Here is a 25998-nt window from a genome sequence, read left to right as displayed (position 1 = left end):
AATGCCGAAAAATTCGGCATTCAGAGCAACTGCGCTCCCGCAAGCGGTCCCCAATGCCGAAAAAATCGGCATTCAGAGCAACTGCGCTCCCGCGAGCGGTCCCCAATGCCGAAAAATTCGGCATTCAGAGCAACTGCGCTCCCGCAAGCGGTCCCCAATACCGAAAAAATCGGCATTCAGAGCATCGGTGCTCCCGCGAGCGGTCCCCAATGCCGAAAAAATCGGCATTCACGCGCTTGCAAGTTTACCGAAAATACTCGGAAAAACCGTTTATCCGATATCCTCTTACATGCTTAGCATCAGGGCGAATGGGTTGCAGTATCTTCTTTGCCACTAGAGCGCGAATATACTGGAGTGCAGTATCTCTATGGATACCCAGTTCTTCCGCGACTAGCTTCGTGGTAATGGGTTTGAGGTGCCGTCTAGCCAAAGAAATAATAGCAAGCTCGGTAAGCGTCAACTCCTGAACGCTCCCAACCATGCTCATCTTCCCCAGCAGTTGCTGGAGGACTTGCTGGCAGCTGCGGGGTCTCTCCATAATGTCGTCGTAGGAGAAGCGCAGCACGAGCCAGCCGTCGATGACGAGATGGTTCTGGCGCATGAGATTGTCGGCGAACTTCCGCCGGTCCACGTCGCGCCAATGCGGTCCGTAACCGTCGATCTCGATGCATACCTTCATTCCTTGAGCGAGATACGCGAAGTCCAAGAATCGCGTGCCGTCCTTGAAATCCTTTACCTCGTATTCCGGATGCAATCCCTCCAACGTGCGAAATGCCGGCCACCACACCCGATCCAGGAACATTTTCTCCGCATGTCCGTGGCTCGATAAACGCCGTTTGGCGTCTCCTTTGCCCTTCTTCATCTGTTGCTGCAGCCACGACTCATAGACCGACTTCAGTTCCGCCGACAACTCTTCTCCCGTACCTTGCAGATTCATTCTCGATCCCTCCGATTGGTTATATCGCCGTAAAAAAACAAAACGCCGCCAACCCCGGCGGCAAACCGGAGGATGGGCGGCGTGTTCTTCACGACCGTAAGTCTATTTGCCATTCATCATATCAGTTAAATCTAATAATATCAAGAAAAAATTCCCATTGTGTCCAATTGCGGCTTTAGAGGGAGACGCAGGAACGGTGGGATTACGAAACAGCAAGTGGAGAGAGAAGAGTTAGCTGAAGGGTTCCGAACGTGCGAGCCACAGACGCAGGAACGGTGGGATTGCGAAACAGCAGGTTGAGAGAGAAGAGTTAGCTGAAGGGTTCCGGACGTGCGAGCCACAGACGCAGGAACGGTGGGATTACATAGCGGGAGGAGGAGATTGAAGAGCGGGATTAAGTCTGGGCATTTTTAAACGGGATGTTTGCAACCGTATACAAAAGTAGATTTTTCGCAAAAAAGTGTTCGATTCCTCGAAAGACGGTTCCCCGGGCCCCGTGATAAATTCATACCAGATCATCGAAAGGGGAGTTCACATTGAAAAAGATTACGATTCTTGCCCTTATGCTTATCCTCGCGCTATCCCTGGCCGCCTGCGGCAAAACGAATAACGGCGGAGGCGGCAACGCGGCCGCGCCGAGCGGAAGCGCCAGCGCCGACAACGGCTCCGGAGGCGACAAAGGCACGATCGGCATCGCGATGCCGACGAAGTCGTCGGAACGCTGGGTGAACGACGGCAACAACATGGTGAAGCAATTCCAGGCGCTCGGTTACAAGACCGACCTGCAATACGGCGAAGACGTCATCGAAAACCAGGTGTCTCAGATCGAGAACATGATCACGAAGGGCGTGAAGCTGCTCGTCGTCGCCTCGATCGACGGCGAATCCCTGACGGACGTGCTGCAGAAGGCGCACGACGCGGGCATCCCGGTCATCGCTTATGATCGCCTGATCAAGAAGTCCGAATACGTCGATTACTACGCGACGTTCGACAACTTCAAGGTCGGCGTGCTGCAAGGCTCCTACATCGAAGAGAAGCTGGGCCTCAAGGACGGCAAGGGCCCGTTCAACATCGAGCTGTTCGCCGGCTCCCCGGACGACAACAACGCGACCTTCTTCTTTAACGGCGCGATGAGCGTACTGCAGCCTTACATCGATTCCGGCAAGCTGGTCGTCCGCAGCGGCCAGACGAAGTTCGACCAAGTCGCCACGCTGCGCTGGGACGGCGGCGTCGCCCAATCCCGCATGGATAACCTGCTGTCCGCGAAGTACACGACCGAGCGCGTCGACGCGGTGCTCTCCCCGTACGACGGTATCAGCATCGGCATCCTGTCCTCGCTCAAGGGCGTAGGCTACGGCTCCTCCGACAAGCCGCTGCCGATCATCACCGGTCAAGACGCGGAGCTCGCTTCCGTCAAGTCGATCATCGCCGGCGAACAGACGCAGACGGTGTACAAGGATACCCGCGAGCTGGCTAAAGTAGCGGTGTCCATGGCCGACAACATGCTGAACGGCAAGCCGGTCGAGACGAACGACACGAAGACGTACGACAACGGCGTGAAGGTTGTTCCGGCCTACCTGCTGACGCCGGTATCCGTCGACAAGTCCAACTACAAGGAAGTGCTGGTCGACGGCGGCTACTACACCGAAGATCAACTGAAGTAAGGGAATCGCAAGGCCGCAGCCAGCGGCCGAAGAAGCTTCGTGGCGGCCCGCCCGGGCCGTCGCGAAGCCGTTTTATCCCCTCAATCCAGAAAGGCCGGGTGAACGAACATGGCGGATTATATATTGGAAATGCGCGGCATCACCAAGACCTTCCCCGGCGTGAAGGCGCTCGAGAACGTCAACCTCAAGGTCAAGGAAGGCGAGGTGCACGCGCTCTGCGGCGAGAACGGGGCCGGCAAGTCGACGCTGATGAAGGTGCTGAGCGGCGTTTACCCGCACGGCACGTACGAAGGCGATATTTTGTTCAAAGGCAACGTCTGCGAATTCAAGGACATCAAGTCCAGCGAATCGCTCGGCATCGTTATTATTCACCAGGAGCTGGCGCTCATTCCGTACCTGTCGATCGCGGAGAACATCTTCCTCGGCAACGAGCAGGGAGCGAGAGGCGTCATCGACTGGAACGAGACGAACGTCAAGGCCAAGCAGCTGCTCTCCAAGGTCGGGCTCAAGGAATCGCCCGGCACGCTTATCAACACTCTCGGCGTCGGCAAGCAGCAGCTCGTCGAGATCGCCAAGGCGCTGTCCAAGCAGGTTAAGCTGCTCATTCTGGACGAGCCGACGGCGGCGCTGAACGAGGAAGACAGCGAGAACCTTCTCAACCTGATTTTAACCTTCAAGCAGCAAGGGATCTCTTCCATTATCATCTCGCACAAGCTGAACGAGATCGCCAAGGTGGCGGACTCGATAACGATTCTACGGGACGGGAAAACAATCGAGACGCTCGACATGAAGGCGGACGAGGTGACGGAGGACCGCATCATCAAGGGCATGGTCGGACGGGACTTGACCCATCGCTACCCGGAGCGGGTGCCGAACATCGGAGAGACGATCTTCGAAGTCAAGAACTGGACCGTCCATCACCCCCAGCACCTGGAACGCAAAGTGATCGACAACGTCGATTTCCATATTCGCAAGGGAGAGATCGTCGGCATCGCCGGCCTCATGGGCGCCGGACGCACGGAGCTGGCGATGAGCATCTTCGGCCGGTCTTACGGGCGGAACATCTCGGGACAGGTTTTCAAGGACGGCAAGGAACTGCACCTGCGCACGATCAGCCAAGCGATCGACAACGGCATCGCCTACGTGACGGAGGACCGGAAGCATTACGGGCTCGTCCTCATCGACGACATCAAGCGCAACATCTCGATGGCCAGCCTGCCGAAGCTGTCGCGCCGCTCGGTCGTGAACGAGAACGAGGAGATCGTCGTAGCCGAATCGTTCCGGAAAAAAATGAACATCAAAACGCCGAGCGTCAAGCAGATCACCGGCAATCTGAGCGGGGGCAACCAGCAGAAGGTCGTGCTTAGCAAATGGATTTTCTCCGGACCCGACGTTCTGATTCTGGACGAACCGACCCGCGGCATCGACGTCGGCGCCAAGTACGAGATCTACACGATCATCAACCAGCTGGCGTCCGAAGGGAAGGGCGTGCTTATCATCTCCTCGGAGCTTCCGGAGATTCTCGGCATGTGCGACCGGATCTACATCATGAGCGAAGGCCGGATGACCGGCGAAGTGAGCCGCGAAGAAGCGTCGCAGGAGACGCTGATGAAATACATGACCAAAAGCAGGGGGTAATACGGATGGCCGCTCTTAAATCGCTTTTCAAAAACAATATGCGGCAGTACAGCATGATCATCGCCCTCATCGTGATCACGCTGCTGTTCCAGATTCTGTCCGACGGAATTCTGCTCAAGCCTCTTAACGTGACGAACCTGATCCAGCAGAACAGCTACATTCTCGTGCTCGCGATCGGCATGGTTCTCGTCATCATCACCGGCCATATCGACCTGTCGGTCGGCTCGGTCGCGGCGTTCGTCGGGGCCATCTCGGCGATCATGATGGTCGACCACGGCATGCCGTTCTGGGTGGCGCTGATCCTGTCGCTGCTCATCGGCGCGCTCGTCGGCGCTTGGCAGGGCTTCTGGATCGCCTACGTGCGAATACCGGCGTTCATCGTGACGCTGGCCGGCATGCTCCTGTTCCGCGGCCTCACGATGGTCGTGCTGAACGGGCAATCGATCGCTCCGTTCCCGAAGCTGTTCCAGAAGATGAGCTCGGGCTTCCTTCCGGACATCGACGGCAGCTCGTCCATCCACACGCTGACGGTGCTGATCGGCGTCGTCCTGTCGCTCGTGACGGTCGTGCAGGAGATCCGCAACCGCCGCGCGCAGCTGAAATACGACTTCGAAGTGTCGCCGCTGCCGCTGTTCATCGCCAAGCTGGTCGGCATCGTGGCGGTCATCAACGTGTTCACGTACGTGCTGGCTCAGTATAAGGGCATTCCGTTCATCCTCATCATTCTGTTCGCGCTGGTCGTCGTTTACTCCTTCGTGATGAAAAAGACGGTCATGGGCCGCCACACGTACGCCATCGGCGGCAACGAGAAAGCGGCGAAGCTGTCGGGCATCAAGACGAAGCGCGTCACGTTCTGGGTGTTCGTCAACATGGGCGCCCTCGCGGCCCTGTCCGGCCTTATCTACGCGGCTCGTCTGAACGCGGCCACGCCGAAGGCGGGCACGAACTTCGAGCTCGACGCGATCGCGGCCTGCTTCATCGGCGGCGCATCGGCGAGCGGCGGCATCGGGACGGTGCTCGGCGCGATTATCGGCGGTCTCGTCATGGGCGTCATGAACAACGGGATGTCGCTCATCGGCCTCGGCATCGACTGGCAGCAGGGCATCAAAGGTCTCGTGCTGCTGCTCGCGGTCGGCTTCGACATCTACAACAAGAACAAGTCGGCTTAAGAGAGAGTCGAATAGCAGGTGGAAAAGAAGGGGGCGCCGGCGGCGCCTCCTTTTGCGCGTCGAGAAAATCGCCCCTTACGGGAGATCAATAATAACGTTGCCTTCCCCAAGAAGCTTTTATCTTTATAAACGATGCCTATGCCGAGGACGGGGGTCCGATCCAGGAAGGACCTGATCACCAACGAGCCTTCGAGTTCCAGACCGTTATAGATGGGGACAATCCCTACGTCTCTTTACGCCGGGTTGATCTGGTCCGGCATCGGATTCGCGGGTTTATTTAACGGGTGGATCGGAGGGAAGGCCATCGACCGCTGGCCGAGCGGATATACGCTTGCGGCGGGGCATTAGGCGCCATTACGATCGGGCTGGTCAGCTTTTTTCCCCCTCCGCTGATGACGACCGCGCTTCTTCGGCGATATGTCCCTCATCGCGCCTATGCGGCATGCCTGCCTTTTTCGCTTCCGGGCAGATTATCGGCCCCATCGTCGCAGGCCTTGCGCGCTTGAGATCCTTGAAGAAGCCGAGTTGCGTGATCTAAAAAACGAGCCCTTCGGCATGATGGACGCCGAAGAGCTCGTTGCTAGTTTGCAAGGAGGCTAGATGATATAGAGCAGAAGGTTGATCGAGCTGAACGGATCCGCCGGCAGATTCAGCAGGCTCTCCGGAATGACGCGGCCGTTGTACAGGATGCGGACGGCGATGTTGGGCCCGATCCGGATTCCGGCCACCGATGCGATCCGGCCACCGAAGCCGAAGGCGACCAGCCCCGACAATTGCAGCGCGATCCGAAGCGTAATTCCCGGATAGAAGCCGACGTAAGTCGTCTGCGTCACGCCGGGGAACGCGAAGCCTCCGTTGACGCGGATCGCGATATAGGCGGGCGTCGGCTGCGGCGGGAACGGCACGGGCGTCGGGAACGGAACCGGGAACGGAAGCGGGAACGGGAACGGCGGTCCAGGCGGCGGGAACGGTCCGGGCGGCCGGGGCGGCGGCGGAGGCGGGAACGGCCCGGGTCCAGGGCCGGGTCCCGGAAATGGCGGCGGCGGGAAGGGGCCGGGTCCAGGGCCGGGTGACGGTCCGGGTCCAGGGCCAGGGCCGGGGGGAAGCAAGCCGGCGCTCCCGCCGGCGGTTCCGCCCGTCGCCCCTCCGCCTATCGTTCCTCCCGGCTGCAGAGCGCGTTCGTTCTCCGGGAACACCCACCACGGAATTTGCCGCACCGGCGGCACCGGCACCGGCTCGCCTCCGCTCTGGTGAAGCCGGACCTTGGGGACTGCCGGCTTTATTTTCGACGGGGCTCTCTTCGCCTTCGGGAGTCGGGCCGCCAGCTTCGCCTTCGCGGAGCCGGCCTGGGGTTGCGCCTTCGGGGCATGAGCCGCTATCTTCGCCTTTGAGCCGGCGGAGCCGCCCGAAGAACGTCTCGCGTTCGGCCGGACGGAAGCCGGCCGTTGTCTCGGCATGGTTCGTTCCTCCTTTGATCCATAGGCTAATGTACGGTTAATGCACAATATGCGTTCGCCCATGCATAGGTGTCGGCCCATGGCGATGATGATACAATGAAGTTAATGTCATGGCAGCGGGGAGAGGGAAGAATGCCGGTCGCAGGTTGGATAGGGATCGCCGCGGCGATCGTCGTCGCCTTGTTGGGCGCGGGAGTATGGATGATGGCGGTCAAGGCCCAGAGCCCGACGCCGAAGCCGAACGAGACGAAGCCTCCGGAGCCGTACGAGGAGGCGGAGTGGCAGAGCGGGGAATCGAGGATTCGCGGCTGGCTGCTTCGGCCGCGGGCCGGCCGGCCGGGACCTTGGCCGGTCGTCGTCGTCGCTCACGGCTGGGGCTCCAACCGTTCGCGCGTTCTGCGCTATGCCGTGCCGCTGCGCGACGCCGGCTTCGCGGTGTTGACCTACGACGCCCGCAGTCACGGGGAGAGCGGGCGCGTCAAGGCTCCGTCCGGGCTGATGTTCCGGGACGACCTGCTCGCCGCGCTGCGCTGGATTCGCGCGCGGAACGATCTGGACGCCGGGAGGATCGGCGTCCTCGGCCACTCCGTCGGCGGCTTCGGGGCCGTGCTGGCGCTGGACGAAGGAGCGCCCATCTCGGCCCTGGTCACCGACGCGATGCCCGTCCGCTTCGCCACGATGGTCGAAGCGGAGCTGCGCCGCAAGGGGCTGCCGCCGTTCCCGCTGGCGAATCTGATCGGCGCGGCGACGCTGCTGCGCAGCGGCATCTCGCGCAAGGTTCTGAAGCGCGCCGATCCTGCGCGCATTCTCGCCGACAACGAGCGAAGCGGGCGCGTTCCGGCGCTGCACGTTCATTCCCGGAAGGATTCGTTCATCCCGCCTTCCGAGCTCGAGCACGTGCTCGCGGCGGTTCCCGCCGCGCGGCACCTGTTCGTCGACGAGGAGGGGCACAGCGTCTCCGAGAAGGACCCGGCCTTCTGGCCGGCCGTGCTCCCGTTCTTCGCAGAGCATCTCGGGAGCAAAAAAAGGGGGCCTGCGGCATCGGCCGCAAGCCCGGGAGAGTTATATGAATGAAAAGGGGGGTCATGAATGTATGATACCCCACGAATATGAAGCGTTTATGAAAGCCGGATTACGGTTTCGTTACAAAAGCAGCCATTCCCCATACAGTTTCAGTTCGGCGATAAAGTCGGGGAATGCAGAAAGTCTCCACGGCTTCCTTGAGGAGCCTTGTGGATGCCTTTGTTCGCCATACGGGATCTGATACCGCGAGGAGTTCGCGCCATTGTTTGGGAGCCGCGCGGCGTGGCGCGAACGCCGTGAATGCCGAATAATTCGGTATTGGAGCTCCTGAACGGGGGCAAGAGCGCCGCGAATGCCGAATTTTTCGGCATTGAAGCTCCTAAACGGAGGTGCGAACGCCGTGAATGCCGAATATTTCGGTATTGGAGCGCCTGAACGAGGGCGGGAAGGCCGCGAATGCCGAAATTTTCGGTATTGGAGCTCCTGAACGGGGGCAAGAGCGCCGTGAATGCCGAAATTTTCGGCATTGGAGCTCCTGAACGGGGGCAAGAGCGCCGCGAATGCCGAATTTTTCGGCATTGAAGCTCCTAAACGGAGGTGCGAACGCCGTGAATGCCGAATATTTCGGTATTGGAGCGCCTGAACGAGGGCGGGAAGGCCGCGAATGCCGAAATTTTCGGTATTGGAGCTCCTGAACGGGGGCAAGAGCGCCGTGAATGCCGAAATTTTCGGTATTGGAGCTCCTGAACGGAGGCGAGAGCGCCGTGAATGCCGAATAATTCGGCATTGGGCGAGCTGCGGCGTGGTGCGGACGTCCATGAGGCGGTTGCAGTGGGCTTGCCCGGAAGACCGCCGCAAAGACCGCCGCAAAGACCGCCGTCAAGACCCGTTAAGACCGCTGCCAAGGTCTGCCGCAAAGCCGCTACAAAAGCCGCTACAAAAGCCGCTACAAAAGCCGCCACATGCCAAAGCTTCAGCGCCGCGTCCGCGCGACCTCAGCCTTCGCCTTCCCCTCGCGCCCACAATTACAAACAATCCGTTTTATTACAAATATATTGATTTAAATCGGCGTTGCATGTAAACTTCTAGGAGGATAACGATTTCCAAGAGGCGGTGAAGAACGTGTTGGAGCTGAGCTTTAACGATCCGGACAAGCTGGTCCTGGTCTCGCACGCGCTGTCGACGCGTTCGCGGGTCGATATTCTCCGCCTGCTGAGCTCGCGGAAGATGAACGTGGTCGAGATCGCGGAGGCGCTGCAGCTGCCGGTGTCGACGGTCGCCAATAACGTGAAGGTGCTGGAGGCGGCGAAGCTGATCAACACCGAGCTGCTGCCCGCATCGCGCGGAGCGATGAAGGTGTGCAGCCGGAACTACGACGATATCCATATCGGCTTCAACCTGGAGAAGGCCGTGCCGAAGGGAGCCGTCCGCGTCTACGAGATGGAGATGCCGATCGGCCACTACAGCGATTGCGAGGTGCATCCGACCTGCGGCATGGCGAACGCGGACGGCATGATCATCCGCGAGGACGAGCCGGCCAGCTTCTATCATCCGAAGCGGGTCGGGGCGCAGATCATCTGGTTCCGCAAGGGCTACATCGAGTACCTGCTGCCGCTGGAGCTGCCGCCCCACGCCCGGATCGAATCGCTGGAGCTGTCCATGGAGATGTGCTCGGAAGCCCCGAACTACGACAACAACTGGCCGTCCGACATCTCGGTGTGGGTGAACGGGGCGGAGATCGGCACGTGGACGAGCCCGGGCGACTTCGGGGACCGGAGAGGCAAGCTGAATCCCCCTTGGTGGCTCGACTGGACGACGCAATACGGCCTGCTGAAGACGTGGCGGGTGGACGAGGAGAAAACGACGCTGGACATGAACAAGGTGTCGGACGTGAAGCTGAGCGACCTGAAGCTGACCCACCGGCCGAACGTCAGGCTGCGGATCGGGGTCAAGGAGGACGCTATTCACCAAGGCGGAGTGAACCTGTTCGGACGTCAATTCGGGGATCACGAGCAGGATATCGTCATGAAAGTGCATTATTCGGTCGAAAAGGACTAAAAAACCGACCTTTAATTACAACAAAACTGTAATTAAAGGTTTTTTTATTTTATTTGTTACAAGAAATCAAAATGAAATCGTTGACAATCCCTGTTTTCAGACCTATTATGGGCATATAGATACAAAAATCATGTATTAAAACAATTATGATGTTTTGTATCTGCCATTTATTTTCTACGGTTAAGGGGAGGCAAACATGAAAAAGAGCTATGGATTCACACTCGCGTCCTTACTGTCGGTATCCCTCATGCTGAGCGCCTGCGGGGGCAACAGCGGCAACAACGGCGGCAATAACGCATCGCCGTCGCCGTCCGCCTCGGAATCCGGAGCCTCGTCTCCGGCCGCTACTGAAAGCGCTGCACCGCCGCAAGGCAACGGAGAGACGATCAACCTGAACTTCTGGACGCTGTTCGACGGCGGAGACGGCGCCAACATGCAAGCGCTTGTCGACGAGTTCAACAAGACCCACCCGAACATCCAAGTGAAGAACACGAAGCTTGTCTGGGGCGAATATTACACGAAGCTGATCACGGCGGTCGGCAACGGCACCGGTCCGGACATCGGCATCTCCCATACGTCCCGCCTCCCGGACCTGATCGACCAGGGAGTCGCCACTCCGCTCGACGACGCCGCCACAGCCGCGGGCGTCGACTGGGGAACCTTCAACCAGAACCTGTTGAACGCAACCGTAGTGGACGGAGAGCACTACGCGGTCCCGATCGATACCCATCCGTTCATTATGTACTATAACAAGAAGCTGCTCAAGGACGCCGGCCTGCTCGGCGACGACGGCAAGCCGGTGCTGGAGCAATCCGCCGACGGCTTCGTCCAGTTCCTGGAGACGCTCAAGTCGAAGCTTCCCGCCAAGACGACGCCGTTCGCGCTGTCGAACGCCAACGACGACCCGTACCGCCTCTGGTGGGCGCTGTACTCGCAGCTCGGCGGCAACGACGTCGTGGCCGACGACCTGAAGACCGCCGCCGTCGACGCCGAGAAGGGCGCCAAAGCGGCCGAATACATCCAGAAGCTGTTCACGAACGGCTACATCAAGAAGAACGATCCGGACTTCTACAAGAACTTCCAGAGCGGCACGGCCGCCATCATGATGACCGGCGTCTGGGCGACCGGCACGTGGGAATCGACCAAGGGCCTCGAGTTCGGCGCGATGCCGATTCCGAAGATCTTCGATCAGGAAGCGACGTGGGGCGACTCGCACACGATCATCCTGCCGACGACGAAGGACAACGACAAGGCGAAGCGCCAAGCCGCAATGACGTTCGCGAACTGGGTCGCCGACAACGGCCAGATCTGGGCGAAGGCCGGCCATATTCCGTCGAAGCCTTCGGTGCTCGAGAAGCAAGAATTCAAGGATCTTCCTTACCGCAGCGATTACGCTTCCGTCGCCGACACGGTTAAGTTCAGCAAGCCGTCCACGAAGGTATGGCAAATCCGCGACAACTCCTCGTTCAAGTTCCTGAACGAAGTGTGGGCGAACAAGATGACGCCGGCCGACGCGATGGCGAAGATGCAAGAAGCGACGCAGAAGATCCTGAACGAATAGTTCCGGACGCGAGACGGATCCGACGGGCTTGCGGCGGCATCGCCGCAGGCTTGTCGGGCGACTAGGGAAGAGGTGAGGCGCGTATGAAAATGAGCAAGCTGAGAGCGGACGCGCAAGCGCTGCTTTTCCTGCTCCCCTTCTTGGCCGTTTATGGCCTGTTCACGATATGGCCGATGATCAAGGGCGTCGAGATGACGTTCTACAAGTGGACGCTCATCAAGAAAATGAAATACGTCGGCTGGGACAACTACCAGCGCATGTTCAACGATCCGGAAGTGTGGGCGGCCATCTGGCACTCCACGATTTTCGTCATTCTGACCACCCCGACGATGATCGTGCTGGCGATCTCGCTGGCCTTGATCGCGAACCGGCAGTCCCGCTTGCAGAAGCTGTACCGCAGCGTCTTCTTCCTGCCGAGCGTGCTGTCCGTGGCGGTCGCATCGTACCTCGGGCTGTTCGTCTTCCAACCGTACAACGGCTTCGTCAATTCGCTTCTGCATCTGCTCCAACTCCTGCCGGCCAACAGCGAGCTCTTCTGGCTGACCGAGGAGAACCTGAGCTGGATCGCCTTGACGCTCATCACGCTCTGGTGGACGGTCGGCTTCAACTTCATTCTCTACTTGTCCGCCATGCAGGATATTCCGGACGAGGTCAAAGAAGCGGCGAGATTGGACGGAGCGACCGATTGGGTCCTGTTCTGGAAGATCACGCTGCCCCACCTGTCGCCAATAACGAAGACGATTACGATGCTGCAGATCATCAGCTCGTTCAAAGTCTTTTTGCAAATCTACATTATTACCGGAGGCGGTCCGCTGGACAAGACGAGACCGATCATCCAGCTCATCTACCAGACGGGCTTCCGCAAGAACGATCTCGGCTACGCGGCCACCATGTCCTACATGCTCTTCGTCATTCTGCTCGTTCTGTCCGCGCTGCAATATTGGATCAATAACCGGAAGGGGGCGAACGCCTGATGAAGTGGGTCTATCGCATCGTCGCTCTAATCGCGGCCATCGTGTTCATCGCCCCGCTCGTCTGGATGATCGTCGTCTCGATCAAGGAAGAAGGCATGAAGATCGTTACCCTCGTCGACTGGTTCACGCCTCCTTACTCGTTCGCCGTCTACGACCAGATTCTGAGCGGCACCAAGCTGACGAACTGGATTCTCAACAGCTTCTTCGTGGCGTTCTGCGTCACGATTCTGACGGTCGCCTTCGCCGCGATGGCCGGGTTCGTCATGTCGAAGCTTCCGTTCCGCTATAAGTCCTTCATGTTCTTCCTCGTCCTGGCCGGCCTGCTGATCCCGGGCGAAGCGATCATCATTCCGCTGTACCAGGTCGCGAAGGACATGAGCTTGCTGAATTCGTACCAGGGGCTGATCATCCCGGTGCTCGCGTCTCCCGTAGCGGTCATCGTGCTCAAGAGCTTCTTCGACGGAGTCCCGAACGACCTGCTGGAGAGCGTTCAGATCGACGGCGGAGGAACCTGGCGCATTTTCACCCAGATCATGCTGCCGCTGAACCGGCCCGCGCTCGCTTCCATGGCGATTCTGACGTTCATCGGCTCGTGGAACAACTTCCTGTGGCCGTTCCTGTCCGTCACGAACGATAGCCTGTTTACGCTCCCGATGGGGATCCCGACCTTGATGAGCTCGTATTCGGAAGACTACGTGAAGCCGATGGTCGTCAACACGATCGCTTCCATTCCGATCATCCTTCTGTTCATCATCTTCGAACGGCAGATCGTCAAGGGCGTCAGCCTGTCGGGGATCAAAGGGTGAGCCGGACCGCGCTTGCGGCCAAGCCGCGCGAGAGAGCCATCGACCTGTTCAAGGGCTTGCTCGTCATCGGCATGGTCTATTGCCATACGCTGCAGTTCTTCAGCGACCCGCAGGCGTATCCGAACGGGCAGCGCATCATCGACCTCGTCAACCTGATCACGTTCTCCGGCTTCGTCTTCGCCTTCGGCTACGGATGCTGCTGACGGCGCTCAAGACGCTGATCGGCTTCTACGTATCCGGAACGGCGTACCGGCTGTTCATCGACGGGCGGAGGCTGAGCTGGGACAACATCCGCCCGATTCTGACGATCGACGATATGCCGGGCTGGTCGGAGTTCCTCGTCTCGTTCGCGTACCTGATGCTGGCGGGACTCGTTCTGTTCGCGCCGTTGCGATGGCTGGCGGAGCGGCGATGGCTCGGGTTCGCGGCGGCGGGAGCGCTGCTGCTGACGACGCTGATTCCCTACGGCTCGATACACGGCATGAAGCTGGGGCCGCTGATCGGAACGAGAGACTTCGCTTCGTTCCCGGTGCTTCAATATTTTCCCTACTATTTAATAGGAATGTTGTTCGCCCGCCACCGCATCGGCTGGAGCTGGAAGGTGCTGGCGGGAGCCGCGGCGGGAACCGGTCTCTTCCTCTGGAAGTGGCTGTCGGCGGAGGACCGCGTTCTTCCGGAACGCTTCCCGCCCTCGGTCTGGTGGATCGTCGGCCCCGCGTTGCTTCTGTACGGCTATTACTTGCTGGCGCGCCGGATGGAGAAGGTTCCCCGGCCGTTCGCGCCGATCGAGACGCTGGGCAGGAACGTCCTCTGGTACCTCGTGCTGAGCAACGTCCTGATCTTCGCCCTGAAAAGCAATCAACCGGACACCCTCGTCAGCGCCCTGGACGGGTTATGGATGGCCCTCGTCTTCCTGGCCGTCGTCTCGTTCGGCGTCTGGATCACGACGAAGCCGCCCCGATGGCGGCCGGCGGTTCCGGACATTCCTGGCGTTTCTGGCGTTTCTAGCGATTCAAGCGTTCCCTCGTCAACTAGACGCACGATAAGGCAGTAACTTAAAGGAGCAGGAGAGAGATGACAGATACAACGATGACCGTTATTCCCGGCGAGCGGACCGCCGCGCTTCGAACCGAGTACCCCCGCCCTCAGTTCGTCCGGGAGCAATGGATGAGCCTCAACGGGGAATGGGAATTCGAATTCGACGACGACCGGGTCGGCGACCGCGAGCGGTGGTACGAGAACGGCGAGTTCTCCCGGACCATCCAGGTGCCGTTCTGCTACCAGAGCGAGCTGAGCGGCATCGCGGACACGTCGTTCCACGACGTCGTCTGGTACCGCCGCAAGTTCGAGGTGCCCGACGCTTACAAGGGCCGGCGGCTTATTCTGCACTTCGGAGCCGTCGATTACGAAGCGTCCGTCTGGGTGAACGGCAAGCTGGTCGCCGCCCACGAAGGCGGACATACGCCGTTCCGGGCGGACATCACGGACGTGCTCGAGGACGGCGGGAACGTCGTCGTCGTGAAGGCCGTCGACTACAGCAAGGACGTGACGCTTCCCCGCGGCAAGCAGTTCTGGGAGGAGCGCTCCGCCGGCATTTTCTATACCCGCACGACGGGCATCTGGCAGAGCGTCTGGCTGGAGCCGGTGGCGGAGACTCATGTCTCGCGCATTCGCCTGACGCCGGACATCGACCGCAACGAGCTGAAGCTGCAAGCGTTCATCGAGGGGCTGCGGCCGGGTTCGGACGTCCGTCTGCGGACGACCGTCAGCTTCGAAGGGCAGTTCCTCTCCGAGGACGAGTTCACGGTGACGAAGGGGACCGAGTCCCGCGCCATCGGCATCCACGACTTCAACGACCACGGCCTCGGCCGCTGGTGGAGCCCGGAGAAGCCGAACCTGTACGACCTTCGCTTGACGCTGCTCGTGGACGGCCAGGAGGCCGACCGGGTGGACAGCTACTTCGGCATGCGCAAAATCTCGATCGAGGACGGAGTCGTCCTGCTGAACAACCGGCCTTACGAGATGCGGCTCGTGCTCGACCAGGGATACTTCCCGAGCGGCCTGCTCACCGCGCCGAGCGACGAGGACCTGCGCCGGGACATCGAGCTGACGAAGGAGATGGGCTTCAACGGCGCCCGCAAGCACCAGAAGATCGAAGACCCGCGCTACTTGTACTGGGCCGATCGGTTCGGGCTGCTCGTCTGGGGCGAGATGGCCAATTCCTACCACTTCTCGGAGACGTACGTCGGGAGGGTGACGCGAGAGTGGCTGCAGGCGGTGGAGCGCGATTACAACCATCCGTGCATCGTCGCCTGGGTTCCGCTGAACGAGAGCTGGGGCGTGACGAACATTCTCGTGGACCGGCAGCAGCAGCAGCACGCGCTCGCGCTCTACCATATGACGAAGTCGCTCGACCCGATGCGCCCCGTCATCTCCAACGACGGCTGGGAGCTGGTGAAGACGGACCTCGTCACGATCCACGACTACGAATGGCGCCGGGACGTGCTGGCGGAGCGCTACTCCGACAAGGACAAGGCTCTGTCCGCGCGGCCGGGCAACCGCTGGATTCTCGTTCCGGGCTTCGACTACGAGAACCAGCCGCTGCTGCTCACCGAGTTCGGCGGCATCTCGTTCAAGAAGAGCGACTGGGAAGGCTGGGGCTATTCCGGTGCGACCGACGAAGAGGACTTCGTCCGCCGGCTGCGGGACGTGATCGAGCCGGTGCGCGAGGCGCCGGTCCTGCAAGGCTTCTGTTATACGCAGCTCACCGACGTCGAGCAGGAGATCAACGGGCTTCTCACCTACGACCGCCAGCCGAAGGCGCCGCTGGACGTCATCCGGCGGATCGTCCGAGGCGGGTGAGCGAACGGTTCGGCGACGGGTCTGCGGGCGATCGGCCCGCGGGCCCGATTGTCGTTCGATCGGAGGGGGAGAGCATCATGTGGAGAAAAGCAGGGGTCGGCGTCCTCGCCGCGCTGCTCGGCGTCGGGGGGTTCGGGTGCTCGCCGAAGGGCGACGACGAGCTGCCCCCGATCGCGCGAACGTACGCCAATCCGATCGCGCTCGAAGACGAATGGGGCGAATACGGGCTCGGCGATCCGTTCATTTTCAAATATAACGGCTATTATTATCTCTACGTCAGCACGAGGGATACCGACGAGGGAATCAAAGTCTGGCGCTCGCCCGACCTCGCGAAGTGGACGTACGAGGGGCTGTGCGCGGAGGAGCCGCTGACGAAGGGCGCTTACGCCCCGGAAGTCCGGTATTGGAACGGGAAATTCTACCTGTACACGTCTCCTGCGGGGCAGGGCCATTACGTTCTGGTCGCGGATAAGCCGACCGGGCCGTTCAAGGCCGCGACGGACAACTTCGGCCGGACGATCGACGGGTCGACCTTCGTGGACGACGACGGCAGCTGGTACTTCTACTACGCGGGACCGTCCGGCATCCAGGCGGCGCCGATGGAGGATCCGCTGACCGTGGCGCCCGAAGAGCTTCCGACCGGAGCCTATATGGGCGGGTGGACCGAAGGGCCGACGGTGTTCAAGCGGAACGGCAAGTACTTCATGACGTATACCGGCAACCATGTCTTCAGCGCGGGTTACCGGGTGGACGCGGCCGTCGGCGATTCCCCGCTGCAGGGCTTCCGAGGCTTCGCGAACAATCCGGTTCTGCTGCGGACGGAAGGGCCGACGGTCGGACTCGGGCACAACTCCCTCGTCCGGGGGCCCGATCTCGATACGGACTACATGATCTACCACAACCTGGAGGGGCCCGGCGTGGTCGGCCCTCTCCGCCATATGAACATGGACCGGATCGTCTGGAACGGAGACCGGTTCTATGTGGCGGGACCGACGGCGGGGCCGCAGCCCGCGCCGGAGCTGCCGGACTTCGAGGATCGCTTCGAGCGAAGCGATCTCGGCAGCGACTGGCAGAAGAAGGGCGCCGGCGAGTGGGAGGCTTCCCCGGAGGAAGGGCTGATCGCCCGGGCGAAGGGGAGCGGGGAGCTGTCGATGCTGCTCGCGAAGCCGAAGACGGAAGAGGACTACACGGCGGAGTTCCATGTGCGGATCGGCGCGCTCGCGGAAGCGGAGGCCGCGGCCGGAGCCGTGTTCTCCTACGAAGACGACGATAACTACGGCGTCGTCTTGCTCGATCCGGGCGCCGGCCGGGTGACGGCGGAGGTGCGCCGCGACGGGCGGGCGGAGGAATCGGCGGAAGCCGCGCTTCCCGCGAACGTCGACCTGTCGCGGCTGCATGAGCTGCGCGTGGAGAAGCAGGGCCGGTCGCTGCGGTTCTACGTCGACGGCATGAACGCGCTCCGGCTCGAGCTGCGCTCCGACCTCGGCGCCGGACGAGTCGGCTACGCCGCGCGGAACGCCGAGGCCGGGTTCGGCTACGCCGCGTTCAGCGGCCATGTCGGCGGCAGCGGCGCCCGGACCGCCTATGCGCCGGTTCCCGGCGCTTGGCAGGCCGTCCATTCCGAAGACGGAGGAGCTGTCGGCGGCGAAGGAACCGGGGGCGACGCCGCGAACGGCTATTACGCGGCCGGCCTGAAGAAGGGCGATTCGCTGTCGTACCGGGTGAACGTCGAGAGCGACGGGGAATACAGCCTGCGCTTCCGCGTCCGGCCGGGCCCGGAGGGAGCGAAGTTCCGTCTCGTCGCCGGCAAGACCGCGTTTACGCCGGATATCGAAGTCAAGCCCGATCCGGCGGGAGAGCCAGGAGAGTGGCTCGCGGCCGGCATGGACGAGGTGAAGCTGAAGGCGGGACCGCAGAGGTGGAAGCTCGAGATCGTCAGCGGGACGATGGACTTCATCTCGGCGGACGCGGCGAAGTACGCGCCTGTAACGGCCGCGAAGGAAGAGTTCGAAGACCGGAGCAGCTCCGGATGGACGCGCTATGAGGGCGTCTGGACGATCAAGGAGGGACAGCTGCGGGCTTCTTCCGTGCAGCCGGCCAAAATCCTGTGGGGCGATTACGGCTGGACCGATTACGAATTCGAAGCGGACCTGACGGTTCCCGATGAAGGCGGACGGACCGGCGTGCTCGTACGGGCGACGAATCCGGCGAACGGCATGGACCAAGGGCAGAACCGGACCGACTTCGTGCAGGGCTATTACGTCTACGCGGACGCGGCCGGGCTGCATCTGGCGAAGCTGAATTACGGGACGGTTCCGCTCGCGGACGCCGATTATTCGCTGCCGAAGGCCGGGGACATGCTGCGCCTCAAGATCCGGGCAATCGGCGATCGCATTACCGTCTTCGCCGGCGGCGCCGATACGCCCGTCATCGACTTCGCCGATCGCGGCGACGCTCCGTTCCTGCGCGGGAAGGTCGGCTTCCAAGCCGCGGATACCGCCGCGCGATTCGACCATGCAAGCGTGGCTCCGGTCTCGTAGGCCGAAGCGGCCGCTTCCCGCGGAGCGGTCGCTTCGATCGCCTCGAATTTCGATCATCCCCTTGACCTTATCGAGCACTAGGAGGAGATGCCCTTGAACCGATGGGCTCGAATCGCATCGGGCTGCTGCGCGGCCGCCGCGTTGTTCCTATCCGGCTGCGAGGCCGGAGGGGGAGGCGCTGGCGGCACTGGAGTCGCTGGCGGCGATGGCAGCGCTGGCGGTAATGGCGGCCGCGCGGGCGGCAGCAGCATGAATGCCATGGGCAGCGCGGACACCTTCGCGAATCCGATCCTGAACGCCGGGGCGGATCCGTGGGTCGTCCAGCACGAAGGCTACTACTATTACACCCATACGGTGGGGAACGCCATCCGGGTATGGAAGTCCCGCTCGCTGACGGACCTGGCGGCCGCGGAGTCGGCGACCGTATGGGAGCCGCCGGCTTCCGGGCCGAATTCGGCGGAGATCTGGGCGCCGGAGCTTCATCGGATCGACGGCAAGTGGTACATCTACTACGCGGCGGACGACGGGGCGAACGAGAACCACCGGATGTTCGTCCTCGAATCGGTCGCCGACGATCCGCTCGGCGAGTACATGGACCGGGGGAAGATCGCCGATCCGTCCGACCGATGGGCGATCGACGGCACCGTCCTGCGCAAGAAGGACGGCTCGATGTACTTCGTCTGGTCCGGCTGGGAAGGCGACCAGAACGCGAGCCAGCGCCTGTACATCGCCCCGATGAGCAATCCGTACACGATCTCCGGCGACCGGGTCGAGATCTCGCGGCCGGAGCGCGAGTGGGAGACCGTCGGAACGCCGACCGTCAACGAAGGGCCGGAGGTTCTCGTCTCCGACAAGAAGATCAACATCGTCTATTCCGCCAGCGGCAGCTGGACGGACGATTACGCGCTCGGCCTGCTCTCCGCCGATCCGGACGCCGATCCGCTCGATCCGGCTTCGTGGACGAAGCGGCCCGAGCCGGTATTCGCCAAGACGGACCGGGTGTTCGGTCCGGGCCACGCCTCGTTCGCCAAGTCGCCGGACGGCCGGGAGGATTGGATCGTCTACCACGCGGCCGTCGCGTCGGGAGCCGGCTGGAACCGCAACGTCCGGGCGCAGCCGTTCCGCTGGAACGAAGACGGCACGCCGGACTTCGGCGAGCCGGTCCCGCCGGGAGCGCTGCTGCCGCTGCCGTCCGGCGAGCCGAAGCGCGTTCGGCTGGAAGCGGAAGACGCGAAGCTGGACGGCATGACGGCCTCCGAACGCGAGGAAGCGTCCGGAGGACGGATCGTCTCCGGATGGACGGGAGACGGGAGCGGGGCCGAATGGGAGATCGAGGCCGACCGCGACGGTCTCTACGTCGTGGCGCTCCGCTATTTGAACGAAGGCGCCGTTCCCCTGTCCTTGACCGCCGCGATCGGCGGGAAGCTCCGAATCGACGTCCAGCTCGCCGGCGGGATGAACGGGGAATGGTCGAACGAATTTATCGAAGTGCCGTTGAAGCAAGGCCGCAACACCATCAAGCTAAGCGGCGGGGAAGAGGGGCTGTCGCTCGACGCGATCGACGTGCTGCCCCCCGCGGCGAATTCTCCGAAGGACAGGTGATGACCGAATGGCGATTAGCAAATACCGCAAAGAGTACCCGAGACCGCAGTTCGTCCGCGAGGATTGGCTGAACCTGAACGGGCAATGGGACTTCCGCTTCGATGACGCGGGCGTCGGGGAGACGAGCGAATGGTTCCGTTCGTTCCCGGGAGACCGCAAGATCGAAGTGCCGTTCGCTTACGAGACGAAGGCGAGCGGCATCGGCGAAGAGGCGTTCCACCCGAACGTCTGGTACCGCCGTACCTTCGGCGTTCCGGCCGGACAGGAAGGGAAGCGGGTTCTTCTGCATTTTCAAGCGGTCGATTACGTCGCCAAGGTGTGGGTCAACGGCGAATACGTCGGCCGGCACGAGGGCGGCTATTCGGCCTTCACGTTCGACATCAGCCGGTTCTTGAAGCCGGGAGACGCGAACGAGCTCGTCGTCAAGGCGGAGGACAGCGACAGCGTCACCCAGCCGCGGGGCAAGCAGCGCTGGCGCAAGGACAACTTCGGCTGCTGGTACGTCCAGACGACCGGCATCTGGCAGACGGTATGGCTCGAGTTCGTCGGCGCTCAGTACTTGCAGTCCGTGAAGATCACGCCCGACCTGGATGCCAATTCCGTTCGTTTCGACTATCGGGTAAGCGGCGGCGCGTCCCCTTCCTTGAAGCTGACGGCCAAGATTGCGATGGACGGCGAGCCGATCAAGGAGACGAGCCTCCTCGTCGACCGCTCCTACGTGTCGGCCAGCGTTGAGCTGATCAGCGACGCCAGGGAATGGCGGGTCGAGCAGTGGCATCCGCGCAATCCGAAGCTGTACGAGGTCGAATTCACGCTCTCCGACGGGGACCGCGTCGTGGACCAAGTCCATTCGTATTTCGGCATGCGCAAAGTCTCCATTCATAAAGGCAGGGTGCTGCTGAACAACGAGCCGATCTACCAACGGCTTATTCTCGACCAAGGCTATTGGACGGACAGCCACCTGACTCCGCCATCCGAAGAAGCGATCCTCGAGGACATCGACAAGATTCTGGCGATGGGCTACAACGGCGTGCGCAAGCACCAGAAGATCGAGGATCCCCGGTTCCTATACTGGTGCGACGTCAAAGGCGTGCTCGTCTGGTCGGAGGCGGCCGCGACTTACGAGTTCAACGACGAGGCGGTCGAACGGTTCACGCGCGAATGGCTCGACATCGTGCAGCAACAGTATAACCATCCGTGCATTATTACGTGGGTGCCGTTCAACGAATCCTGGGGCATCGGCAACGTGATCGCGGACCGGAAGCAGCAGCAGTTCACCGAAGCGATCTATCATCTGACCAAGGCGTTCGATCCGCACCGGCCGGTCGTCGTCAACGACGGGTGGGAGCATACGGTGTCGGACATTCTCACGCTCCACGATTACGAGGAGACGGGCGAAGCGTTCGCCAAGCGTTACGCGGACAAAGATGCGATTATAAGCAACGAGATCCCGCACAGCAACTACAGGTACGCGTTCGCTCCGGGCTACGAATATCGCGGGCAGCCGATCATCATCAGCGAATTCGGCGGCATCGCCTTCCGCAGCGAGAAGGGCTGGGGCTACGGCAACCAGGTCGATTCGGAGGAAGCGTTCCTGGCGCGCTTCAAGAGCATTACCCAAGCGATCAAGGATACCGACTATATTTGCGGGTACTGCTACACCCAGGTGACCGACGTCCAGCAGGAAGTGAACGGGCTGCTGAAGGAGAACCGCGAGCCGAAGATCGCCTTGGAGAAAATCAGGGAGATCAATCTGGCCTGATGCGGATACGAACCAGGAAAGGGGAACCGTCATGAACGACAACCATGCCCGGGAAGGCGAATTCCACGGAGAGCCGGCGATCTGGCTGCGCTCGGGAGGCTACGAGGCGGCGCTTCTTCCGGCTATCGGGGGCAACCTTATCGCGTTCCGCGATACGTTAAGCGGAATGCGGTTCCTCCATGAGCCGTCGGCGGAGGAGATGGACGGCTTCCGCGCGAGGCCGATGATCCACGGCATCCCCGTCTTGTTCCCGCCCAACCGGTACGAGGACGGCCGGTTCCGGTGGGGCGGCGCCGAGCATCGCCTTCCGGTGAACGAGCCCGCGACCGGCAATCATCTGCACGGGTTCCTGTACGACACGCCTTGGCGGGTCGAGGAATACGGCGCGACGGCGACGGAGAGCTTCGTCGTCGTCTCCGTCGCCGTGGACGAGAACCATCCCATGTACGCGTACCTGCCGTATTCGTTCACGATGCGGCTGCGTTACGGACTCGGGCCGCACGGGTTGTCCCAGCAGGTCTTCGTCCGCAACGAGGGACGGGAGACGATGCCGTGCCTGTTCGCCTTCCATACGTCGGTGAACGCCCCGTTCGCGCCGGGAAGCTCCGCGAAGGATTGCCGGCTGAAGCTGACGGTCGGGGAGCGATGGGAGCTGGACGGCCGGATGCTGCCGACGGGGAGCTTCCGGCCGCTGTCCGCGGAAGAGGAAGCGATGAAGGGAGAAGGGGTGTATCCGTTCTTCGAGCCGATGGACAACCACTATACCGCCGCCGCGCAGAACGGCCGCAACCGCATGGAGCTGACGGATGTCCGGGCCGGCGCGACGCTCGTCTACGACGTCGGAACGTCCTATAAGCAGTGGATGATCTGGAACAACGGCGCGCGCGAAGGCTTCTTCTGCCCGGAGCCGCAGATCAGCCTCGTCAACGCGCCCGGCATCGATCGGCCGGCCGAAGAGATCGGCTTGTTCTCGCTGGACCCGGGGGACATCTGGGAAGAGACGAGCCGGTTATACGTCAAGCGAACGTAAGGCGGCGGACACCAAACAGGATGCGTTCTTCCGAACCGGAAGAACGCATCCTGTTGCTCTTTTTTTCGGCTGGAAGGGACAGAAAAAACGGGCGACATCGTCGAAGAAGAAAGGGGTAGTCTATTTTAACGAGGTTATGACCTCAGTCGTTTACGAAATTAGACCGACGAATCGAGTTGGTTTATAAAAACTGGAAGTTGAATTAATGAAGTGCGTCAGATGCTTTTACGTTAATTTTTCCACTTACTGTACCGTCGGCTGTATTATAATCTACATAAAAACCATGTCCGCTTGCGTGAGTAACATTAATAGTCAAAGTGCCATTTGCACTAACTGTTCCAGTATAGATATTTTGTTTGCTACCATTTAAATTGTATGATAAATAGACATTTAGAGTTTGGGATCGCGAGTTGGAAATATATACTCTAGCATAATCGTATGCAGATGGCTGGGACCAAGAATTTCCTCCATTATTGAGATTCGCATTATCGATAGTTAAGATGTCGGTGAATGGTATGCTCTCAGGAGGAGATGAGTCTATGACAGCTGCAGATGGTGGCGAAGAATCAGCCAAGGTTGACACGGACGACAACGGCATGAATGCGACTACTACGGCAAAAACAAAAAAACTCCTTTTGAATCTTTTCATTTTCATCCCTCCAATTTTACGTTGATAGTCACCAATCCCGTATTAGGGGATATTGGTGATAAAACTACATTACCATATATAGCCATTAATTACCGGCAAATATTTAGATATTCTATATGGCTGGAAATTCAAATGCAGAGTCAAAAGATGTGTAGCGACCGACTCCGCATCAGATGATGGAAGTATACCGGATTGTTGCCGACAGCGGCCGAGCCGTCGAACCGTCGCGTCGCTGTTCGGCTGTTCGGAGGCGGAGGTCGTCTTATGGAATCGAATCGAGTGCTGGAAGCGGTCATCGCTCTACGCAGCGGGACCAAAATCGTGGGCATTTACCGCTAAATAGCGTCTCCTGAATTCGTTAGAGAATAAGGTGCCTTCCAAGAAGCCTGTTAGCGAAATAGTCTTGCGTAGAAAAAAAGGGAGCCCGCGGCGTCCGGCCGCGAGCCCGAGAAGTTATATAAATGAAAAGGGGGGTCATGAGTACATTGTATCGCCCGAATGTGAAAGGAAGATGAAAGGGATGTTACGGTTCCATTGCAAAATCAATTCGATTCCGTAACGAAGGTTAATAAGCGTTGACCCTGCCGCTAATGTGAGGGTCTACAATAGAATGGCAAGAAAATGGGCGAAAGGGGCGGTACAATGAAGACTTATTTCATTACAGGGGCGACAGGCTATATCGGCGAAGTCGTGGCGGAGCGGCTGTTGGCTCATGGAGTTCGATTGGAAGCGCTGGTTCGGACGGAGGAGAAGGCCGCAAGGTTAGAGGGGAAAGGGATAAAGCCGATTATCGGAGACCTTGCCGACGCGAGGCTTCTTAAAGGGGCGGCCGAACGGTCCGACGGCGTCGTTCACCTCGCGGTCTCCCATACCCCCGATAACGAGCGTCTGGACACGTCTGCCGTCGATGCGATCCTCGACGGGCTGAGCGGAAGCGGGAAGCCGTTCGTTTATACGAGCGGGACTTTAATCTACGGCGATACTTCTACCGCGATCGTAGACGAAGCCGCGGCCCCCAGACCGCAGCCCTTCCTGGAATGGAAGGCGAAGCAGAGCAGAAGGTGCTGGACGCGGCCGAGCGCAACGTTCGCTCGATCGTCATTCGTCCGGTTCTCGTATACGGAAAAGGAGGAGGGCTCGTTCAGGCGCACCTTCGTCTCTGCCAGGAGCTTGGGATGGCCAAGTATATCGGCGACGGGTCGAACGCCTGGTCGACGATTCACGTGGACGATCTGGCGAGCCTGTATGATCGGGCGCTAACGTATGGGCTGCCGGGATCGCTTTACAATGCCGCGTCCCGGGAGCAAGTGACGATGAGAGAGCTTATGGGCGCGATCGCCAGGAATGCGAAGCTGGAATCTGCGGTCGGATCTCTGAGCCTGGACGAAGCCATGGAGATCCTCGGCCCCAACGCATGGCCGTTATCGATAAGCCAGAGAATATCGGGCCTCAAAGCGGAGAAGGAGCTTCAGTGGGAAGCCGGTTCCCCCTCGATTCTAGAGGATATCGTGCAGGGGAGCTACTCGTAGCCCGGCGTTCGCCCTGAGCTTGGCGAAGAGTAACCCGGAGCGCATCGTCCGCTCCGGGTTGGCTTGATCGCTTATTGCTCCGAATAGGGATCCCAGTCGGGAGTGGCCTTGAGCAGCTTCTTGGCCTCGTGCCGATCGCTGACCTGCAGCTTGTTCAAAATATTGGATACGTGGTTGGCGACCGTTTTGGCGCTTAGATAGAGTCTGTCCGCGATTTGATTGTTCGTCTTGCCGGCGACGATCAGTTCCAAAATTTCCTTTTCGCGTCCGGTCAGATCTTTTAGCACGGGGTTATTCGTATCCGAAGCATGGGCGCTCGTGAAGTAATCCATCATTCTAGCGGCGATATCGGAACTGAAGACGGCGCCGCCGTTGCCCGCCAGCCGAATGGAATGAAGGAGCTCCATCTCTCCGGCATCCTTGAGCACATATCCGCTTGCTCCCATCTTCATGGCCGCAAAGACGGATTTATCGTTCTTGAGCATGGTAACGATAAGGATTTTGACCTCCGGGTGCTTCTCCTTAATCCGCTTGGTCGCCTCGATTCCGTTCATTCCCGGCATCCGGATATCCATGACGATAACGTCCGGCAGAAGCGAAGAAGCCAACTCGACGGCCTCTTCCCCCGACGACGCTTCGCCGACCACCTCCAAATCCTCGGTCGTCTGAATTAAATTCCTCACTCCGCTTCTGAACAACGGATGATCGTCCGCTAATAAGACTCGCAATCGGATTTC

The 25998-nt window shown here is 60.4% G+C and carries 20 protein-coding genes and 1 pseudogene; 17 read left to right on the top strand and 4 right to left on the bottom strand.

The window, feature by feature from the left end; all coding sequences use genetic code 11:
* Positions 1–244: 244 nt before the first annotated feature.
* Complete coding sequence (locus tag H7B90_RS12200) at positions 245–937, bottom strand: putative endonuclease domain-containing protein (protein WP_185136154.1); 693 nt, start codon at positions 935–937, stop codon at positions 245–247.
* 536 nt (positions 938–1473) lie between these two features.
* Here H7B90_RS12200 and chvE point away from each other — a divergent pair.
* The 3 genes from chvE to mmsB all read left to right on the top strand — a co-directional run bounded on the left by chvE (position 1474) and on the right by mmsB (position 5408).
* Positions 1474–2601 carry a multiple monosaccharide ABC transporter substrate-binding protein gene (gene chvE / locus H7B90_RS12195; protein ID WP_185136153.1) on the top strand — a complete coding sequence of 376 codons (1128 nt, stop codon included), beginning with the start codon at positions 1474–1476 and terminating at the stop codon, positions 2599–2601.
* Between the two features lie 108 nt (positions 2602–2709).
* Positions 2710–4239 (top strand): multiple monosaccharide ABC transporter ATP-binding protein, encoded by a 1530-nt coding sequence (gene mmsA, locus H7B90_RS12190; protein ID WP_185136152.1) that lies wholly within the window; start codon positions 2710–2712, stop codon positions 4237–4239.
* Between the two features lie 5 nt (positions 4240–4244).
* Positions 4245–5408: a multiple monosaccharide ABC transporter permease gene (mmsB, locus tag H7B90_RS12185; protein WP_185136151.1), complete on the top strand. Its 1164-nt coding sequence runs from the start codon at positions 4245–4247 to the stop codon at positions 5406–5408.
* A 596-nt stretch (positions 5409–6004) separates the two neighbouring features.
* Here mmsB and H7B90_RS12180 read toward each other — a convergent pair.
* Positions 6005–6865 (bottom strand): hypothetical protein, encoded by an 861-nt coding sequence (locus H7B90_RS12180; protein WP_185136150.1) that lies wholly within the window; start codon positions 6863–6865, stop codon positions 6005–6007.
* A 132-nt stretch (positions 6866–6997) separates the two neighbouring features.
* On the opposite strand from H7B90_RS12180, the gene H7B90_RS12175 reads away from it, so the two are divergent.
* The 12 genes from H7B90_RS12175 (at position 6998) to H7B90_RS12120 (ending at position 23083) form a co-directional block, all read left to right on the top strand.
* Positions 6998–7939, top strand: a complete 942-nt coding sequence (locus H7B90_RS12175; RefSeq protein ID WP_185136149.1) for an alpha/beta hydrolase — start codon at positions 6998–7000, stop codon at positions 7937–7939.
* 1071 nt (positions 7940–9010) lie between these two features.
* A complete protein-coding gene (locus tag H7B90_RS12170; protein WP_185136157.1) occupies positions 9011–9946 on the top strand; it encodes an ArsR/SmtB family transcription factor in 936 nt (311 codons plus the stop codon).
* A gap of 196 nt (positions 9947–10142) precedes the next feature.
* Positions 10143–11507 (top strand): ABC transporter substrate-binding protein, encoded by a 1365-nt coding sequence (locus H7B90_RS12165; RefSeq protein ID WP_185136148.1) that lies wholly within the window; start codon positions 10143–10145, stop codon positions 11505–11507.
* A gap of 89 nt (positions 11508–11596) precedes the next feature.
* Positions 11597–12481, top strand: a complete 885-nt coding sequence (locus H7B90_RS12160) for a carbohydrate ABC transporter permease (RefSeq protein ID WP_311772716.1) — start codon at positions 11597–11599, stop codon at positions 12479–12481.
* Complete coding sequence (locus H7B90_RS12155; RefSeq protein WP_185136146.1) at positions 12481–13287, top strand: carbohydrate ABC transporter permease; 807 nt, start codon at positions 12481–12483, stop codon at positions 13285–13287. Before H7B90_RS12160 ends, H7B90_RS12155 begins: the two co-directional genes overlap by 1 nt.
* Complete coding sequence (locus H7B90_RS12150; protein WP_185136145.1) at positions 13284–13490, top strand: heparan-alpha-glucosaminide N-acetyltransferase domain-containing protein; 207 nt, start codon at positions 13284–13286, stop codon at positions 13488–13490. The genes H7B90_RS12155 and H7B90_RS12150 overlap by 4 nt, the downstream gene beginning before the upstream one ends.
* Complete coding sequence (locus H7B90_RS12145; RefSeq protein ID WP_185136144.1) at positions 13481–14341, top strand: hypothetical protein; 861 nt, start codon at positions 13481–13483, stop codon at positions 14339–14341. The genes H7B90_RS12150 and H7B90_RS12145 overlap by 10 nt, the downstream gene beginning before the upstream one ends.
* 20 nt (positions 14342–14361) lie before the next feature.
* On the top strand, positions 14362–16149 hold the full coding sequence (locus H7B90_RS12140) for a glycoside hydrolase family 2 protein (RefSeq protein ID WP_260410972.1): 1788 nt from the start codon (positions 14362–14364) through the stop codon (positions 16147–16149).
* 77 nt (positions 16150–16226) lie between these two features.
* Complete coding sequence (locus H7B90_RS12135; protein ID WP_185136143.1) at positions 16227–18689, top strand: family 43 glycosylhydrolase; 2463 nt, start codon at positions 16227–16229, stop codon at positions 18687–18689.
* Between the two features lie 93 nt (positions 18690–18782).
* Positions 18783–20291 (top strand): family 43 glycosylhydrolase, encoded by a 1509-nt coding sequence (locus tag H7B90_RS12130; RefSeq protein WP_185136142.1) that lies wholly within the window; start codon positions 18783–18785, stop codon positions 20289–20291.
* Positions 20292–20298: 7 nt separating this feature from the next.
* Positions 20299–22053: a glycoside hydrolase family 2 protein gene (locus H7B90_RS12125; RefSeq protein ID WP_185136141.1), complete on the top strand. Its 1755-nt coding sequence runs from the start codon at positions 20299–20301 to the stop codon at positions 22051–22053.
* Positions 22054–22084: 31 nt separating this feature from the next.
* Positions 22085–23083: an aldose 1-epimerase gene (locus H7B90_RS12120; protein ID WP_185136140.1), complete on the top strand. Its 999-nt coding sequence runs from the start codon at positions 22085–22087 to the stop codon at positions 23081–23083.
* A 202-nt stretch (positions 23084–23285) separates the two neighbouring features.
* Here H7B90_RS12120 and H7B90_RS12115 read toward each other — a convergent pair whose 3' ends face one another.
* Positions 23286–23732, bottom strand: coding sequence for a hypothetical protein (locus H7B90_RS12115; protein WP_185136139.1), 447 nt, complete (start codon positions 23730–23732; stop codon positions 23286–23288).
* A 621-nt stretch (positions 23733–24353) separates the two neighbouring features.
* Between H7B90_RS12115 and H7B90_RS32910 the strand changes: the two are divergent.
* Positions 24354–24725 (top strand): annotated as a pseudogene (locus H7B90_RS32910) (NAD(P)H-binding protein); the annotation flags it as partial.
* A 44-nt stretch (positions 24726–24769) separates the two neighbouring features.
* Positions 24770–25261 (top strand): NAD-dependent epimerase/dehydratase family protein, encoded by a 492-nt coding sequence (locus H7B90_RS32905; RefSeq protein WP_260410973.1) that lies wholly within the window; start codon positions 24770–24772, stop codon positions 25259–25261.
* A 71-nt stretch (positions 25262–25332) separates the two neighbouring features.
* On the opposite strand, the gene H7B90_RS12105 is transcribed toward H7B90_RS32905, so the two are convergent.
* Positions 25333–25989, bottom strand: coding sequence for a response regulator transcription factor (locus H7B90_RS12105; protein WP_185136138.1), 657 nt, complete (start codon positions 25987–25989; stop codon positions 25333–25335).
* Between the last annotated feature and the right edge of the window lie 9 nt (positions 25990–25998).

Source organism: Cohnella xylanilytica, from assembly GCF_014212175.1.
Taxonomy (GTDB): domain Bacteria; phylum Bacillota; class Bacilli; order Paenibacillales; family Paenibacillaceae; genus Cohnella; species Cohnella xylanilytica.
This window is presented reverse-complemented; position numbering and strand designations above follow the sequence as displayed.

Bases quoted from the DNA above. Each gene is read 5' to 3' on its own strand.
- H7B90_RS12200 (WP_185136154.1), bottom strand. From the start codon at position 937: ATGAATCTGCAAGGTACGGGAGAAGAGTTGTCGGCGGAACTGAAGTCG.
- mmsA (WP_185136152.1), top strand. From the start codon at position 2,710: ATGGCGGATTATATATTGGAAATGCGCGGCATCACCAAGACCTTCCCC.
- mmsB (WP_185136151.1), top strand. From the start codon at position 4,245: ATGGCCGCTCTTAAATCGCTTTTCAAAAACAATATGCGGCAGTACAGC.
- H7B90_RS12180 (WP_185136150.1), bottom strand. From the start codon at position 6,865: ATGCCGAGACAACGGCCGGCTTCCGTCCGGCCGAACGCGAGACGTTCT.
- H7B90_RS12175 (WP_185136149.1), top strand. From the start codon at position 6,998: ATGCCGGTCGCAGGTTGGATAGGGATCGCCGCGGCGATCGTCGTCGCC.
- H7B90_RS12165 (WP_185136148.1), top strand. From the start codon at position 10,143: ATGAAAAAGAGCTATGGATTCACACTCGCGTCCTTACTGTCGGTATCC.
- H7B90_RS12160 (WP_311772716.1), top strand. From the start codon at position 11,597: ATGAGCAAGCTGAGAGCGGACGCGCAAGCGCTGCTTTTCCTGCTCCCC.
- H7B90_RS12155 (WP_185136146.1), top strand. From the start codon at position 12,481: ATGAAGTGGGTCTATCGCATCGTCGCTCTAATCGCGGCCATCGTGTTC.
- H7B90_RS12145 (WP_185136144.1), top strand. From the start codon at position 13,481: ATGCTGCTGACGGCGCTCAAGACGCTGATCGGCTTCTACGTATCCGGA.
- H7B90_RS12140 (WP_260410972.1), top strand. From the start codon at position 14,362: ATGACAGATACAACGATGACCGTTATTCCCGGCGAGCGGACCGCCGCG.
- H7B90_RS12135 (WP_185136143.1), top strand. From the start codon at position 16,227: ATGTGGAGAAAAGCAGGGGTCGGCGTCCTCGCCGCGCTGCTCGGCGTC.
- H7B90_RS12125 (WP_185136141.1), top strand. From the start codon at position 20,299: ATGGCGATTAGCAAATACCGCAAAGAGTACCCGAGACCGCAGTTCGTC.
- H7B90_RS12120 (WP_185136140.1), top strand. From the start codon at position 22,085: ATGAACGACAACCATGCCCGGGAAGGCGAATTCCACGGAGAGCCGGCG.
- H7B90_RS12115 (WP_185136139.1), bottom strand. From the start codon at position 23,732: ATGAAAAGATTCAAAAGGAGTTTTTTTGTTTTTGCCGTAGTAGTCGCA.
- H7B90_RS32905 (WP_260410973.1), top strand. From the start codon at position 24,770: ATGGAAGGCGAAGCAGAGCAGAAGGTGCTGGACGCGGCCGAGCGCAAC.